13 protein-coding genes are annotated in these 15,063 nt (G+C 64.3%); 4 read left to right on the top strand and 9 right to left on the bottom strand.

Annotation, left to right across the window (positions count from 1 at the left end; translation table 11 throughout):
* Positions 1-7: 7 nt before the first annotated feature.
* The 5 genes from VKI00_RS26190 to VKI00_RS26170 are packed head-to-tail and all read right to left on the bottom strand — an operon-like array spanning position 8 to position 7,601.
* The gene (locus VKI00_RS26190) at positions 8-1,168 is read right to left on the bottom strand and encodes an amidohydrolase family protein (protein ID WP_324443424.1); all 1,161 of its coding nucleotides are present in this window, start codon (positions 1,166-1,168) and stop codon (positions 8-10) included.
* Entirely contained in the window at positions 1,165-4,683 is a 3,519-nt protein-coding gene (car, locus tag VKI00_RS26185) for a carboxylic acid reductase (RefSeq protein ID WP_324443422.1), read from the bottom strand. Before car ends, VKI00_RS26190 begins: the two co-directional genes overlap by 4 nt.
* Before the next feature lie 17 nt (positions 4,684-4,700).
* Positions 4,701-5,648, bottom strand: coding sequence for an SDR family oxidoreductase (locus VKI00_RS26180; RefSeq protein ID WP_324443420.1), 948 nt, complete (start codon positions 5,646-5,648; stop codon positions 4,701-4,703).
* Positions 5,645-6,886: a cytochrome P450 gene (locus VKI00_RS26175; RefSeq protein WP_324443418.1), complete on the bottom strand. Its 1,242-nt coding sequence runs from the start codon at positions 6,884-6,886 to the stop codon at positions 5,645-5,647. Before VKI00_RS26175 ends, VKI00_RS26180 begins: the two co-directional genes overlap by 4 nt.
* Positions 6,887-6,917: 31 nt before the next feature.
* A complete protein-coding gene (locus tag VKI00_RS26170; RefSeq protein ID WP_324443416.1) occupies positions 6,918-7,601 on the bottom strand; it encodes a TetR family transcriptional regulator in 684 nt (227 codons plus the stop codon).
* 587 nt (positions 7,602-8,188) lie between these two features.
* Here VKI00_RS26170 and VKI00_RS26165 point away from each other — a divergent pair.
* Together VKI00_RS26165 and VKI00_RS26160 are read left to right on the top strand one after the other, a co-directional pair.
* Entirely contained in the window at positions 8,189-10,030 is a 1,842-nt protein-coding gene (locus VKI00_RS26165; protein WP_414687296.1) for a putative bifunctional diguanylate cyclase/phosphodiesterase, read from the top strand.
* Positions 10,031-10,066: 36 nt separating this feature from the next.
* Positions 10,067-10,774 carry a TetR/AcrR family transcriptional regulator gene (locus tag VKI00_RS26160; protein ID WP_324443412.1) on the top strand — a complete coding sequence of 236 codons (708 nt, stop codon included), beginning with the start codon at positions 10,067-10,069 and terminating at the stop codon, positions 10,772-10,774.
* On the opposite strand, the gene VKI00_RS26155 is transcribed toward VKI00_RS26160, so the two are convergent.
* The gene (locus tag VKI00_RS26155; RefSeq protein ID WP_414687292.1) at positions 10,771-11,205 is read right to left on the bottom strand and encodes a PAS domain S-box protein; all 435 of its coding nucleotides are present in this window, start codon (positions 11,203-11,205) and stop codon (positions 10,771-10,773) included. The genes VKI00_RS26160 and VKI00_RS26155 overlap by 4 nt on opposite strands.
* Positions 11,206-11,303: 98 nt before the next feature.
* A complete protein-coding gene (locus tag VKI00_RS26150; RefSeq protein WP_324443408.1) occupies positions 11,304-11,876 on the bottom strand; it encodes a TetR family transcriptional regulator in 573 nt (190 codons plus the stop codon).
* A gap of 140 nt (positions 11,877-12,016) precedes the next feature.
* Here VKI00_RS26150 and VKI00_RS26145 point away from each other — a divergent pair, with 140 nt between their 5' ends.
* Entirely contained in the window at positions 12,017-12,844 is an 828-nt protein-coding gene (locus VKI00_RS26145; protein WP_324443500.1) for a lysophospholipid acyltransferase family protein, read from the top strand.
* On the opposite strand, the gene VKI00_RS26140 is transcribed toward VKI00_RS26145, so the two are convergent.
* Positions 12,841-13,329 (bottom strand): SRPBCC family protein, encoded by a 489-nt coding sequence (locus VKI00_RS26140; RefSeq protein WP_324443406.1) that lies wholly within the window; start codon positions 13,327-13,329, stop codon positions 12,841-12,843. The two genes, VKI00_RS26145 and VKI00_RS26140, sit on opposite strands and share 4 nt — an antisense overlap.
* A 61-nt stretch (positions 13,330-13,390) precedes the next feature.
* Positions 13,391-13,885 carry a MarR family winged helix-turn-helix transcriptional regulator gene (locus VKI00_RS26135; RefSeq protein ID WP_324443403.1) on the bottom strand — a complete coding sequence of 165 codons (495 nt, stop codon included), beginning with the start codon at positions 13,883-13,885 and terminating at the stop codon, positions 13,391-13,393.
* 344 nt (positions 13,886-14,229) lie between these two features.
* On the opposite strand from VKI00_RS26135, the gene VKI00_RS26130 reads away from it, so the two are divergent.
* On the top strand, positions 14,230-15,039 hold the full coding sequence (locus tag VKI00_RS26130; RefSeq protein WP_324443498.1) for a cutinase family protein: 810 nt from the start codon (positions 14,230-14,232) through the stop codon (positions 15,037-15,039).
* Positions 15,040-15,063 lie beyond the last annotated feature (24 nt).

Here is a 15,063-nt window from a genome sequence, read left to right as displayed (position 1 = left end):
CTGCCATCTAAACGCCCAGGAATTTCTTGATGTTGCCGCTCACGATCTGGGCGGCGTTTTCCGGGCCGACCGCCTGAACAACAGCCGCCAGCGATTTCTCGGAATAGCCGAACGTACTCTCGTTGTGCGGGTAGTCGGATGACCACATCACCTTGTCGACGCCGATCTGTTTGATCAGATTCAGACCCAGCGGGTCGACCATGAACGACGCACTCATGTGGGTGTTCCAGTAGTAACGAATGTCGTGCTGCAGCGGGTGGTCGAGCATGTGCTGATACGACGCCAGTACATGCTCGGCATCCTGCAGCGCAGGCGGAATCCAGGCGATACCGCCTTCGAACCATCCGATCCGCAGCCGCGGATGACGGTCGAGGATACCGCCAAAGATGTACTTGGAGAACATTTCCCGGAACCCGTCGATGTTGACCATCATCGCGACCGCGACGTTGTTGACCTCGCACGGCGCCTTCGGCGGAGTCTCTCCGATGTGATGCGTCACCGGCAGCTCGGACTCCTCGATCGCCTCCCAGACCGCACGCATCGGGGTGCACGCGTAGTCGAGCATGTTGCCGTCGTCATCGTTACCAGGGTTCAGCGGTAGCAAGAACGTCTTGAGGCCCAGCGACTTCAACTCCGCCATCGTCCGCCTCGCGCCTTGTGGGTCCCACCAGTTGATCAGGCCCACACCGAGGAAGTGACCATCCGAGCGCTCCTGCAGATCGGCGATGTACTCGTTGTAGATGCGAAAAATCCGTTCGCGCAGTTGTTTGTCCGGAAAGTGGAACAGTGCCAGCACCGCGTTCGGGAAGGCCAGTTCCCGGTCCACGCCGTCCTCGTGCAACTCGCGTATCCGGGCTTCGATGTTGTTGGTGGCGGCGCCGGCCAAATCGTCGTATTGCATCAACACGGCGCTGAAGACGTCCGGCAGGATGGACTGGCCCTGCTGGCCCACCTGGTACGCGCCGTCTTCGTACCAGATCCGCGGTGCGCTGTCCTTGAGGTTGTCGGGGAAGCGTTCGTAGAAGATGTCGGCCGCCAACGAGATGTGGGTGTCGGCGGAGAACACCTCGGTGCCCGCGGGAAGGCCAACATCGCCCTGGGCGTGACCGCGTCGATGCTTCGGCGCGCCGAAGCCGCCGGGCGGATAGAGCGCACTCGTTTGGGTCATTTCTCCAGCACACCAATCAGTTTCAGATCCGTCAGGTATTTGCAGATTAGCTCTTTGGACAGCCGCGGTATCGCGAGTCCCGATTTCTCAAGTGCCGACGCGAACCGCTGCCCCGGCACCGGGGAACCCGCTGCGTTTTCTGTGGCCTCTGCGGGTTGCCGATAGATGTCCATCACCGCCAGCACCGAACGCTGGCGCTGGTGTTCGGGCAGCGAGCGCATCGCCGTTTCGAACCGGTTCACCCAGTCGGCGTAGTCGTCGACCCGCTGGATCGGGTAGCCGGCCTCGGCGATCCAGTCGACGAAGGTGTCCAGCGAGATCCCGTCGTCGTGTGGGTTGGTGGTGTTGTAGATGTCAAAGCCCCCGCCGTCGCGAGCGTCAACCGCGGCGATCGCCGCCGCGAGAAAGTCGACCGGCAGACCCTCGTAGTGCGGACGACGGCCATCGCCGGTGGCGCGATAGAACGAGCGCGGGGCGATTCCGGTGGCGACCAGGCTGAACAGCAACCGGGTGAAGATGTCGGGCACGTTGAGCTGCCCCGAGTAGCGGCCGTCGGCCAGGATCATGCCGGGCCGGAAAACGGCCGCGGGCAACCCGCACAGGTCGTGCGCCTCCCGCATCAGTACCTCGCCGGCCCATTTGCTGATCCCGTAGCCGTTGGCGTAGCCGTCGGCGATCGTGCAGGACGGGACCGCCGCGCGGATATCGGAATCCTCGTCGACGATGTGGTCGGCGACCGCGGCCACGCCCATCGTGGAGATGTACTGGACCGCCTTGAGTTTGGTGGTGAGTGCCAGTCGGATCACCTCCGCGGTGCCGACGACGTTCGGGCCGAACAGCTGCCGATACGGCAGCAGGTGGTTGACGTGAGCGGCGGGGTGCACGATCAGGTCGACCGAGCCGGCCAGACGTTGCCAGGTGGACCAGTCCAACCCGAGGTCGGGCTCGCCGATGTCGCCGTCGAGTACCTCGAGGTGGCCGTCGGCCAGGTTCCGAAAACGATTGAGCAGCTCGGCATCGGTGGCCAGGGCGGCCTCGATCCGCTGACGCGCCTGCGCCGCGCCGCCGGCCCGCACGACGCAGACCACCGTGCCGCCGGAATCGGCAAGCCGCTGCAGCCATTCCAGGCAGAGGAATCGTCCGAGGAATCCGGTCGCGCCGGTGACCAGTACCGTCCGGATGTCACCGGTGGGGCGTGGCAGCGATGCGGCGTTGTTGAGCAGGTCCGCGTCGACGAATTTGTCCAGTGTGAGGTCGTCGGCCCGGACCTCGGCGCTGTCGGCGCCGTGCACGGAAGCAAAGGTCGGTCGCAGCCTATCCGAATCCCGATGCCGTTCAATGTGTTTAGCGATGGCGAGCAGGTCGGCGGTCGGATCCACCATCACCCCGACGGGAATTTCGACTCCGAAGATGTCGGCGAGCAGCCGCGAGAAGGTCAGCGCGGATAGCGAATCGCCGCCCAGATCGATGAACCTCGCCTGAGGGTCGACGTCGCCGGCCGATACGCCGAGTGTCGCCTGCACCGCGCGCGTCATGGTCGCCAGCACCGGCTGATCGGCGCCGCCGGCCCGCAGCGCCCGCAGTTCGCTGATCTGATCGTCGGCCATCTTGGCGTACAGCTGCTCCAAAACTGTGCCGTAGCGGTCTTTGAGCTTGGGCCGCAAGAACTTCCCGACACCCGACAGCAACCCGTTCTGCAGGCTGAACGGCTCGGTCTCCAGCACGAAGTCGCGGGGGATCTCGTAGCCGTTGAGCTGGTGATCCCTGGCGACCTTCAGCAGCGAGGCAGCGATCGCCGTCTTGGTGACGGCATCATCAATGGGCACGACGACGGCCAGCAGGAAGGACCGCTCGCTGCTGCCGTATACGTAGATCTGCCGGACCAGTGGACTGGTGGAATACAGCGCCTCGAGACGCGCGACGGCGACGAACTCGCCATGGGAGAGCTTGATGACGTTGTTGCGCCGGTCGACGAAGCGCAATCGGTCGGTATCGACTTCCGCCATGATGTCGCCGGTTTTGTAGTAGCCGTCGCCGTCGAACATCACCGCGGTCAAGTCGGGGCGTTTGTAGTAGCCCGCCATGAACCGCGATGACTTCACCGCCAATTCGCCTCGCGGGTACGGCTTGTCGGTGTTGAAGTAGCCCAGCTCGGGGACGTCGAGCAGCTTATGGTCGATCACAGGCGGGCGCAGCACGTGCTCGTCGGCGACGATCATCCCACCGGCGATCTCGGTGGACGAGTAGCCGATCATCAGATGCTGATCGAGCACCGACTCCATGAAGACCTTGATCTCCGGGGATAACGCCGCCGAACCGCAGCCCACCGCCAGCACCCGACCGCCGAGCAGCTGCTCCCGCATGGCCGTGGTGATCTCGCCACCGGCGTGGTCGGCGTCGGCACCGGCAAGCGTGCGCCGATCCAGCTCGCTCAGATATTGGTGGAAGAACATCTCGCACACTCGCGGCACCAGGCTCAGCGTGGTGGGGCGCGCCATCGCCAGGTCGTCGAACAATGTGGACAGGTCGCTCTTGGCGGCGAAGTAGCTGGTGCCACCGTTGGCCAACGTCATGATCACGTAGCCGTAGCCGATCAGGTGACTCATCGGCATGTAGCTCAACGTGATCACCGGTTGATCGGATTGGGCGAGCCATGTTCCGATGCACAGGCTTTCGGTGAACATCGCGCCCTTCGGCGTGCCCGTGGTGCCCGAGGTGTAGAACACCCAGGCCAGCGGATCCTGATCGGGCCCGGCCACGTACAGCGGGGCCGGCGGGAGCGCCGATCCACGCTGGGTCACCTCGTCGATCGTTTCGATCCGCAGCGGGCTTGCGGCATCGGTCAGCCGACGACACGCGGCCTCGTACGCCGCGCGCTGGTCGTCGTCGCGCGGCTCGTAATCGAAGACGATCAGCCGCGCAGGCGCAGCGCCGTTCAGCGTGGCCTCGACCGCGCTGTGGAGATAGTCGATACCCACCGCCAGAATTCGGGGTTGGGTTTCGGTAAGGATTGGCGCGTGTTGCGCCGCCGGCGCGCTGGTCTGCAGCGGCACCACCACCGCACCGAGGTGTATGGACGCCAATTCGATTGCCGTGTAGTCGATGCTGGCGAAGCCCAGCACGCACACAAAGTCCCCGGCACGCACCGGATGCTCTCGATGGTGGTGCCAGTCGGAAGCCACCGCCCGCACCCGCCCCCACAGCTCGGCGTAGCTGACGGTGTCGTACCGCGGCAGGAACCTCAGCGACGAGCGCCCGGTCGCCGGATCGGTGATCACCTCGCGGGCACGTTGACCCAGCGCCGGCCGGTCGGCATAGCCCTCCATCACGGTTGCCATCGCTTCGGCGATGCGCAACCCCGGCTGGCGGACCGCCTCGGCCACCGCCTCGTCGGGACGGGTGTCCCTGAATTGGGCGTCCTCGGCGTACAACCGCTCTCGCCGTTGCGCCAACCTTTCCCACTGGTGCTGCTGGGCACCGGGATCTTTTGCATCAGTGCGTCCGACAAACGCCATGGCTACCGCTCCCTTGTCTAATCCGGGAAAGTGACGCCGGTGAGCTGTTCAGAGAGCCGCCACAGCCGATCGTTGTCAGCGTCACTGCGGACGAGTCGCGGCGCATGGGCGAAAGTCACTCCGCCCCCGGTGGTTTCGTAGAAACCCTGAGGACCGTAGTAGGCGCCGCCCTCGGCGCTCGGCGACGCGGCGGCATACAGCGTCGGTTTGATGCCCTCGTCGACCTCGAGCCACATGAAAGGCAGCACGCGCCAAGACAATCGAGCGAGCCGGGCCTGCAATGTCGGCCTGCCCGCGGCGTACGACGCTCCGCTGAGCAGGTTCGTCTTGCTCAAGCCGGGGTGAGCGGCGTTGGACATCACGCCCCAGCCGCCGGCCCGACTGCGACGATCGAGCTCGACCGCGAACATCAACTGGGCCAGCTTGGCTATCCCGTAGGAGCGCATGGGTTTATAGCCGTGCCGGGCATTGGCGTTGTCGAAATCGATGTCGCGCTGGCCGGCGGCCAGGCTGCTCACGGTCACCACCCGCGCCGACGGCGCGGCCCGCAGCAACGGCAGCAGATGACCCACCAACGCGAAATGCCCGAGGTGGTTGGCGCCGAACTGCAACTCGAATCCGTCGTCGGTCTCTTCGCGCCGCGGCGGCGTCATCACACCCGCGTTGTTGATCAGAACGTCGACTGGCCGACCCTCGGCAACCAGCTCATCTCCCAGTGCCGCAACGCTTTTCAGCGAGGAAAGATCGAGGTGTTTGATCGTCAGCTTGGCGTCGGGGACATCCGCACGGAGCTTGTCGATCGCGGCTTCGCCCTTGGCCCGATTGCGGATCGCCAGCACCACGTCGGCGCCCGCCATCGCCAGTCGCCGGGCCAAGCCGAATCCCAGGCCGCTGTTGGCTCCGGTCACCACGGCCAACCGGCCCGACAAGTCGGGCACCACCAAAGACAGATCGCTGTCACTCACCATGTGACGGGTAGTTCGTAGAGCCCGTATGCCAAAGCGTCGTGTTTGAACGGCAGCTGCTCCACCGGAACCGCCAGCCGCAGTGTCGGGATACGCCGCAGCAGGGTGTGCAGCACGATCTGCAACTCCATGCGAGCCAGCTGCTGGCCGACGCATTGGTGCCGGCCGTAGCCGAAGCCGACGTGCGGATTGTCCTCGCGTTGCAGGTCCAACCGATCCGGGTCGGAGTAACGACGAGCATCCCAGTTGGCCGGCGGAATGTCGAGGATGATGCCCTCGCCGGCGCGGATCACCTCGCCCGCCAGCTCGATGTCCTCGACGGCGACCCGGCGTTGACCGGTCTGAATGATGCTCAGGTAGCGCATCAACTCTTCGACTGCGGTGGCGATCACCTTCGGATCGTCGGTGTCGCGCAACAACGCCAGCTGATCGGGATGCTCCAGCAGCGCCACGATAGCCAGACTGATCATGTTGGCGGTGGTCTCGTGCCCGGCGATCAGCACGCCGGTGGCCAACTGGGCGGCTTCCTTGACGCTCAACTCTTCGGCCTTGACCCGCTCGGCCAGGTCGCCCACCAAATCTTCGGTCGGTTCTTCAACTTTGGCGCGAACCATTTTGGCGATATACCTCGCCAGCGCGGTAGCGCCTTCGGCCGACTCCTCGGCGGTGGCGTACCGGCCCATCCCCTTGTGGGCCTGCTCCTGGAAGAACTCCGCGTCCGAATAGGGCACGCCCAGCAACTGACTGATCACCAACGACGGGACCGGTAGCGACAATGTCTCGACCAGGTCCGCCGGTTTGGGGCCGGCCAATATCGCGTCGATGTGGTCGTCGGTGATCTTCTGGACGGCCGGACGCAGGCCTTCGACCCGCTTGAAGGTGAACGGCTTGGACAACATGCGGCGAAATCGGGTGTGCTCCTCGGCATCTGAGGTGAACACCGAGCGCGGTCGCTTGTCCACCGTCGCCAACATGCCTTCGTTCCAGTGCGGATAGCCGGGCTTGCGATCGTCGACGCTGGCGCGCGAGTCGGTGAACAGCGCACGGATGGCGTCGTAGCCGGTGATCAACCACGGTGTGCTGCCGTCCCAAATCCGCACGCGGCTAAGCGGTTTGACGGCGTTGAGCTCCAACGCCACCGGCGCGGGAGCCAACGGGCAACCCGCCGCCCGGGCCATCGGATACTCCGGCACCTCCGCCGCGGCCTCGCTCATCGTTTCGGTCGAGATGTCAGCCATAGCGCTCCTTACACCCAAGGCGAATTGAAGATCAGTGAGATGACGCGGCCTGCGTGTGGTGAACCGGCGCCCGCCACAAACCGACGATCGCGTCGACCAGCCCTTCGGCCGCGACCGGCCAACTGGACCGTGATCGCGGCCCGTGTTCGGCCAGCTCGCCTTCATGCTCGGCGCACGTGTGCATCAGCAGGTTGCGTGCCATCACCATCCGTTCGAAGCGGACCCGCTTGGGCAGGTCCGGCAGGCAGCGGTTGATGCCGTCGATCGCCTGAACAAGTAACGGTGAGGTGAGCGCATCCTTGGTGACCACCTGCCGGTAGGTCGGATCGGCCATCGCCTGAGCGGCGAAGCGGGCATACCAACTCGGGTTACCCAGTGCCGCCAGGTGGTCGGTGAGCGGGTGCACCAGCGTGCCCACCCAGTCCCGCAGCTCCGTCGAGTTGCCGATGCCGGCCAGCATCTGCCCCCGCAACTCCTCGATTGGCTCTCGGTGCTTGCCTTCGATGGCACGCAGCAAATCGGTCCTGGTGCCGAAGTGGTAACACGCGGCGGCATTGTTGCCCTGCCCCGCCGCTTCACTGATCTGCCGATTGGACACGGCGTACATGCCGCGCTCGGCAAACAACCGCTCAGCCGCTGACAAGATCGCTTCTCGCGTACCCGTCGACCGGTCGTTGCGCAGAACCCTGGCTGCGGTCACCGCCCAAGTGAACACCCGCGCCCCAGTTAAATCAAGCAGTTTATTTAGCTGGCCGGCCCGAGCCGGGCGCTGCGCTCGGCGGGCCCGGCGACCGTGCCGGATGCACCACCCCGGCGATCGCGGGAGCGGGTCGACGTCGCGAACGAGCTACCCGCGAATGCATAAAAAGCGCCGAGCATCGTCGCAATTCCGCCGACTGGAATTCTTTCTCGACCGCGAAAGGAGATTTGCGCATAATCCGCGAGCCCCACCCGGATCCGAGGCAACCGAGCCGTCGTAGGTTCGGGCCGCTCGGTAGGCGCGGACAGACCGGGCAGAGACCCTACGGGACTTAAGGTCCGGATAATTGGACGGCGGGTCGATACCAAATACTCACCGCAACGGAATTCGCTTGTTAGGAGGCCCGTCGTATCGTTCGGCCGCCACAGCAGGCTGGTTCTGTATATACTTTCGCTTCTCGACTGCTGCTGCCTGACCTCGATACCGAATTAGACAAACGTTTAATACTGCGGGCCCGAAAACCGGCGCGGCACCCCGAGCTACGCATCACATCGGAGGAGACCTTGGCGCGCAACCTGGTCACCATCGTCGCCACACGGTTGATGGAGACGACTGCCTCCACCGTCGCCGATGTGAATGAACAGGTCCTCGCCGAGCTGGTCCAGCACCTCGATATCGACGCTGCCTTCTTGCGCCATAACGACCACAAGATCAGGGTTTCCAGGCTGGTAGCGGCATGGCCACCGCGGCGTGACCACGCGGGCCCCGACCCCCAGACCGTCGCGCACTTCAGCAGCGCCGACCCGATCCTGGCGCTGTGCGAGCACGGAAAGAACTTGGTCGTGATCCGGCCGGAACCGACCGAGCCCGCTTACGCGCGCTGGGTTGCCGGCGCCTACGAGCGCTGGGGCTTGGACGCCTCCAGGATCTCGTCACCGTCGGCGGCCGCGGCACCATTGATCTCGGGCGGGGCGACCACCGGCCAGCTCACCTGCATGAAATTCCGTCGCAAAAAGTGGCGGCCCGACGAGCTCAACACAATCCAGACCATCGCCTCGCTGCTCGCGCAGCTGCAGGCACGGATCACCGCCGAAGAGAAGCTTCGCGACCTCGCAGAACACGACGATCTGACCGGTCTGCACAATCGCCGCGCGCTGATCGCCCACCTGTCCGACCGACTCGCCGTGGGGCGGCCCGGTCCCGTCCCGGTTTTGTATCTCGACCTCGACCGGCTGAAGTCGATCAACGACTACCTCGGCCATAGCGCCGGCGACTGGTTCATCCGGACATTCGGCGAACAGCTGCGCATCAAAGCGGGCCCGGGAAGCATGACCGCTCGCCTGGGCGGCGACGAATTCGTCGTCGTTCCCGATCGGCCGATGTCGATCGAAGCCGCGGAGAGGACTGCCGACGAGCTGTGTGTGGCGCTGCGCGACCGAATGGCCTTGGGTGGTCACATGATCACCCGCACGGTGAGCGTCGGCGTGGCGGTGGGCATGCCGGGACGCGACAACAGCAGTGATCTGCTCCATCGCGCCGACGAGGCCGTCCTGAGCGCCAAGCGCGCCGGCGGCAACCATGTCGCGGTATCCAGCGACGACATGTCCTTGCAGCGGCTGTTCCGCAACGACATCGAACTCCACCTCAGTGGCGAGATCGACAGCGAAGCGCTGCTGCTGCATTATCTGCCCGAGGTCGACCTGTGGACCGGTGCGATCGTCGCGACCGAGGCGCTGGTTCGTTGGCGGCACCCGACCTGGGGCTTGCTGCTACCGGAGTCGTTCATCGGCGTCGCCGAATCTGCCAACCTCGGCGGGGAATTGGGCCGATGGGTAATGCGCAGCGCGTGCGCGGAATTCAGCCGGTGGCGTTCGCGTGGCGTGGGCCAGAACATCACCTTGCGGCTCAACGTGTCGCCCGCCCAACTGGTCACCCGGGGTTTTGTCAGCAGCGTGGCCGACACCATCGACGAGTTCGGTATCGACGGCGACTCGGTGTGCCTGGAGATCACCGAGCGCGCCGTCGTTCGCGACATCGAAACCACCCGCAGAACGCTCGAGGAGTTGAAAGAGGTCGGGGTCCAGATTGCCATCGACGACTTCGGCACTGGCTATGCCGTTCTGTCGCACCTGAAGTCGCTGCCGGTTGACACGCTCAAAATCGACACGTCATTCGTCCGCGACCTGGGCACCAGTAGTCGTGATCTGGCAATCGTCCGGGCGATCATCGGACTTGCCGAAGCCTTCGGACTGCAGCTGGTGGCCGAGGGAGTCGAAACACCCGCCGCGGCACTGACTTTGATGCGGCATGGATGTCATCGAGCCCAGGGCTACTTGTTGTCGCGCCCGTTGCCCGGCAACGCCATGGAGTCGCTGCTGTCCACGCGCTGGATGCCGATGCCCTTCCTGGCTGACAGCCAGGCCCTGACCCCGAGCACGATCTGACGACACAAAGATGGTTCTTAGCCGCGGGATTCAACGATGAGCGACCTGAGCGACAAGCGGTCGGATACGACCCGAGATCAGATCCTGCGAGCTGCCGCACACCAGTTCGCCCAACGCCCTTACTACGCCGTCGGCCTCGACGACATTCTTGCCGAAGCGCAATTGACCAAGGGCGCAATGTATTTCCATTTCCGATCCAAGCATGCGCTGGCATTGGCCATCGTCGACGAGCAGGTCGACAGATATTCCGAGTCGGTGCAAAACCTGCTCGGCAAGAAGTTATCCGGGCTGGAAACCCTCATCGACGTCGCCTACCTGATCGCGGTTGGAGACATCACCCAAGATGTCACCCGCGCGTCATTCAATCTGCTCGAGTCGGTCGGCCGTACCGAGAAGCTGCAAGCGCGGCTGTTGGGGGGCTGGATCGTACTCATGGGAGAGATCGCCCAGCGAGGCATCGGCGAGGGTGACATCGTCGAGCAAGGTGATCCCGAAGACGTCGGACGACTCTTGGTATCCATTTATGTGGGGATGCGTCAGGTCAGCGATCTGGACGAGCCGGTGCAGTTGCTCAGTGACTTCGGTAAGGCGGTGGCGACAGTCCTTCGTGGCATCGTGCAACCGGACCGGATCGATTACTTCACCCAGTTCGTCAAGCGACGCACGGCTTTGGCCATCAAGGCCGTCTCTCCGGCAGACGCTCAGCCAACAGACGGCGCCGCGAAAAACACTGTGACGAACTAGTGTTCGTCAAGCCATAGCTGCTCGGTCAAATCCTGGAATGTCGCGAGCGCAATGTTGTCATCGGAACGGATCAGCGCCGACCGGCTCATGAGCGCCCGCACACTCGAGCCGTCCCGGTGGGCCAGCTCGACGACCATGTTCGCCAACGCCTGGACGACGGAGATGGGCGATTCGGTGGGCGATTCGGTGCTGGGCGGGAGGTGGAAGATGTCATCGAACTTCAGCGACAACACTTCCTCGCAGGCCCAGCCAACCATCTCGGAAAAAGCGGTATTTGCGAACAGCAGCGTGCCGTCGTGTGCGATAGCGAGCACCGGGACCGGGATTCGCTCCAAGACAACCAGGGCAGGCAGCTCCTTCAGAATGGTGACCGGTGATTGGCTCTGCTGGCGGCCGTTACGTCTTCGCTCCACACGCTGATTATGGTTCATGCGAAGCGTTCCTAAGTGCGCTATTTCCTAATAGTCACGGGCTATGAAGTTTCTATGAATCGGCGATCATGAACTCGGCCGATCCGCCCTGAAGGCGGCTATTCAGACATCGGCAAGATGACGCGGCCGGCCGCCTTGACGGCCGACGCCCGCCGCGATGCGATCACCGAGGCGTCGTCGGCCTCGGGTTGCGGGTCAGGAAACTGCGCCCACGCCAGGCCGATCCCGAACAGCAACACCAATAGGTCCACCGGAGCCCACGACTTGTCGACGAAACCCGCTGCCTGGGCGGCTTCGATAGCCGCCAGGGCATGGGCCGGTGGCGCTTGCTCGTCGAAATCCGGCGCGTCGATCGTCAGTCCCTCCAGCCTGGCCCAGGTGAGCATCCGAAGGTGTTCGGGATGGCTGCGAGCCAAGTCGTAGACATCGCCGACAAACTCCGCAACGGCGTCGGGCCGCATCCGGAAAGCGGCGAAGTATTGCCGACCGTCAGCGGCGACGACGTCGCGAAACAGCGTCTCCTTGTCGCCGAAGTGCGCATACAACCGCTCCTTGCTTGCCCGCGCGGCGGCGGCAATCCGGTCGATGCGCGACCCTGCCAGCCCGTATTGAGCGAACTCCGCGCGGGCGGCGGCAAGAATCTCGTCGCGCAACTCTGTCTTCGATCTCACAGAAGCACTATAGCCAAACGAACTAGTTCGTCTGCTACGTTGGTAGGCATGTCGTCAACGACAGTGAAGGGAGACATCGGGTGAGGCTGGGGCCGCCGGAAGGCAAGAAGACCGTGACCGCCGAGGAGCTGGAAGCGATCATGAATCAGCCGCGCCGGGTGCGGGCGTTGAAGCAGCTGTTGGGGCACATCGGCGACGGCCTGAATCCCCTGATCGACTTGTATCGGCCTTACGTGGACGGGTTGGCGGACCTACCGCGCGACGGCCGATTCCTGCTGGTCGGCAACCACACCCAGTCCGGCCTGGAAGTGTTTCTCACGTCGTATTACCTGCGCCGCGAATTGGGCGTTCGGGTACGGCCGTTGGCCGAACGGGGCATGGGCGATGCTCGCGGCCTCGCCAAGGACTTGATAGCGGCCTACGGCGGGGTGGTCGGTCACCCCGACTCGGCGCGAGAACTGATGCGCCACAACGAAACCGTGCTGGTGTTTCCGGGCGGGGGTCGAGAGATCGCCAAGTTCAAAGGCGAGGAATACCGACTGCGATGGGAAGGTCGCAGCGGCTTCGCCCGCGTCGCCATCGAGAGCAACTATCCGATTGTTCCCGTTGCGCTGGTCGGCGGAGACGATATGCACCAGAGCCTCTTCGCCCGAGACAGCACCTGGGGACGGTTGAGCCTATCCATTAGCGAAAGGCTTTCCGGGCGTGCTGATATGGCCATGCCACTGATGCACGGCATCGGTCCGACGCTGATTCCGCGCCCGCAACGGATGTACCTGGCGTTCGGGGAACCGATCAGCACCACTAAGCCTGCCCGCAAGAACGCCGCGACCTGGCTGGAAACGGTTCGCGACGCCAACAAGGAATCGCTTGAAAACCTACTCGCCGACCTGCAGGCGGTGCGTTCCGAGGATCCGTTCCACAGACTCAACCCGTTGGCCTGGCCGCGCGCGCTCGAGCCCGCTTAGCCGGTGACGTGCGCGGTGGCCAGATCGGACAGATGCTTCAGCGAATTGTCGAGGTGTCCGGGATCGAACGGCGGGAATTGAATGTGCTGCCGGAGCTCGGGCACAACCGCCGACCAGTCATAGGTAAGGGTGACGTGCGCTTGAGACGATCCGAGGTTGCGGATGTCATAACGCCAAATCCAGCCGCCGAATGAAAGGCTCCCGTCTCCGGCGGCGTCCTGGCCGGGCTGCCAGGCAATGGCGTGTGGGCGGTCGCAGACGACCACCTTGTTGGCCATCTCATAGTTCTTGTTGGGGTGGCCATCGTGGTACATCGCAACCCGGAAGATCTGGCCGGGACCCGTCAGAGGTTCCGTGTCGAGGGCTGCTCTTAGCCAACCTGTCCCGTCGATGGCGGGGTGAGTCGTGGGGTCCGCCAGCACATCGAACACTGTCTCGGCCGGTGCGGGGATGGTGATCCTGGCGGTGATGCTGTCGTTGGTCATGCCAATACAGACTGTCGGCGGCCGCAGAAATCATCAAGCCTTTTGTACGGAGGACGCTCGCCTAGGCCGACGCGGTGCTCGGCCAGCTTTCATCCGGCGGCAGCGCATCAAGGATGCGCTGACAAGTCGCGCCCAGCTCGCGAATCTGGTCTGGCGTCAATCGATCGAAGACGAACTCCCGTACGGTCTCGACGTGCGCAGGGGCGACCTGCTGCAGGCGTCGCCGTCCTGCGGTCGTCAACACCGCGAGCGTGTAACGGCCGTCCTCGGCGTCGGGTTGCCGCGAGAGCCAGCCGCGCTTTTCCAGGCGGGCGACGGCTTGGGACAATCTTGGCAACGAGCTACCAGTGGTCGTCGCGAGCACGCTCATCCGTAGCTTCGACACTGGCGCCTCAGACAGCCGCGCCATGATCAGGTACTCGAAATGGCTGATCCCGAATTCGCGCTCCAGCTCAGAACTTATTACTGGCTGCAGCCGCAGAATCATCGTCGACAGCTGCGCCCACGTGCGCTGCTCGTCTGCATCCAGCCACCGAGTCTGACGCTTAGTGCTCACAGTGCCATCAACTAAAACATTGAACCGGAGATTCCCGCGTGGTTTTTTACCTGGTACAGGCCGCCGGCGATGCCCTTGGCGCGCCGCGACTAGGTGATATATCAAGCACCTTCGTCAGGGGACGTGGTGAACGCTCGCGGGCACCGGTCGCCCAATCGTCGAGGGAGCCACGCGCCTCCTCACCGCACCCCCAACCCGAACGTGGCGTAGATCACTGACTTTCGCCGGAATCGCCGCGGCAACCAGCGACTTGTAAGGGTGCAGAACCGTCACTTAAACAGTTAAGCGATGGACAGGATCAGGAAAGAGGCATCGTGAGCACCATTACACCCCTGGTAGTCAGGATGCGGACGCTGACCGTCCGAGCGGCACTGTCGACGATTTTCGCCGCGGCCGCCGCGATCGCGATCCTGGCCGGCTCGTTCGCGGCCACACCGTCGGCGAACGCCGCCGCCGACGACTCGTGCGCCAACATCGAAGTCATCTTCGCCCGTGGAACGAATGAAGCACCCGGTGTCGGCGCGACGGGCCAAGCGTTCGTGGACGCGCTCAACGCCCGCCTGCCAGGCAAGACCGTCGACATTTACGGGGTGAACTACCCGGCCTCGTTGGACTTCGGCCGCGCCGCCGAGGGAATCGTCGACGCCAGCAACAGGATTCAGACGATCGCGGCGAGCTGCCCGACCACCAAGATCGTGCTCGGTGGTTACTCGCAGGGCGCGGCAGTGGCCGGCTACACCACCGCCGACGCCGTTCCCGCCGGGTTCGCCTTGCCGGCCGGTATCACCGGGCCGATGTCTCTCGCGATCGCCTCGCACGTCGCGGCGGTGGTTCTGTTCGGAACACCGGACACCTGGTTTATGAACCTGGTCGACCACGACGCCCCACCGATCAGCATCGGGCAGCTTTACTCGGCGAAAACCCTGCAGCTCTGCGCAACCGGCGACCCGGTCTGCTTCCCCGGTGGCCTTGACCGAGGCGCGCACAGCTCGTACAAGAGCAACGGAATGGCCGACCAAGCCGCCGATTTCGCCGCCCGCCAGTTAGGTGCAGCTGCCCCGGCAGCTCCGGTGCAGCAGACGGCAGGTACGGTCAGCGCCGACCAGCCGGTTCCGGCACCTGCGCCCGAGCCTGCGCCACCGCTGGGCAACTGAACGGCACCGGCCAACGGCCGGCAG

Origin of the sequence: Mycobacterium sp. (genome assembly GCF_035314665.1) — a bacterium.
Lineage (GTDB): Bacteria > Actinomycetota > Actinomycetes > Mycobacteriales > Mycobacteriaceae > Mycobacterium.
This window is presented reverse-complemented; position numbering and strand designations above follow the sequence as displayed.

What these genes read in the sequence shown, in the direction of transcription:
- VKI00_RS26190 (WP_324443424.1), bottom strand. Translation starts at nt 1,168, where the DNA reads ATGACCCAAACGAGTGCGCTCTATCCGCCCGGCGGCTTCGGCGCGCCG.
- car (WP_324443422.1), bottom strand. Translation starts at nt 4,683, where the DNA reads ATGGCGTTTGTCGGACGCACTGATGCAAAAGATCCCGGTGCCCAGCAG.
- VKI00_RS26175 (WP_324443418.1), bottom strand. Translation starts at nt 6,886, where the DNA reads ATGGCTGACATCTCGACCGAAACGATGAGCGAGGCCGCGGCGGAGGTG.
- VKI00_RS26165 (WP_414687296.1), top strand. Translation starts at nt 8,189, where the DNA reads ATGGAGACGACTGCCTCCACCGTCGCCGATGTGAATGAACAGGTCCTC.
- VKI00_RS26160 (WP_324443412.1), top strand. Translation starts at nt 10,067, where the DNA reads ATGAGCGACCTGAGCGACAAGCGGTCGGATACGACCCGAGATCAGATC.
- VKI00_RS26155 (WP_414687292.1), bottom strand. Translation starts at nt 11,205, where the DNA reads ATGAACCATAATCAGCGTGTGGAGCGAAGACGTAACGGCCGCCAGCAG.
- VKI00_RS26145 (WP_324443500.1), top strand. Translation starts at nt 12,017, where the DNA reads ATGAATCAGCCGCGCCGGGTGCGGGCGTTGAAGCAGCTGTTGGGGCAC.
- VKI00_RS26140 (WP_324443406.1), bottom strand. Translation starts at nt 13,329, where the DNA reads ATGACCAACGACAGCATCACCGCCAGGATCACCATCCCCGCACCGGCC.
- VKI00_RS26130 (WP_324443498.1), top strand. Translation starts at nt 14,230, where the DNA reads ATGCGGACGCTGACCGTCCGAGCGGCACTGTCGACGATTTTCGCCGCG.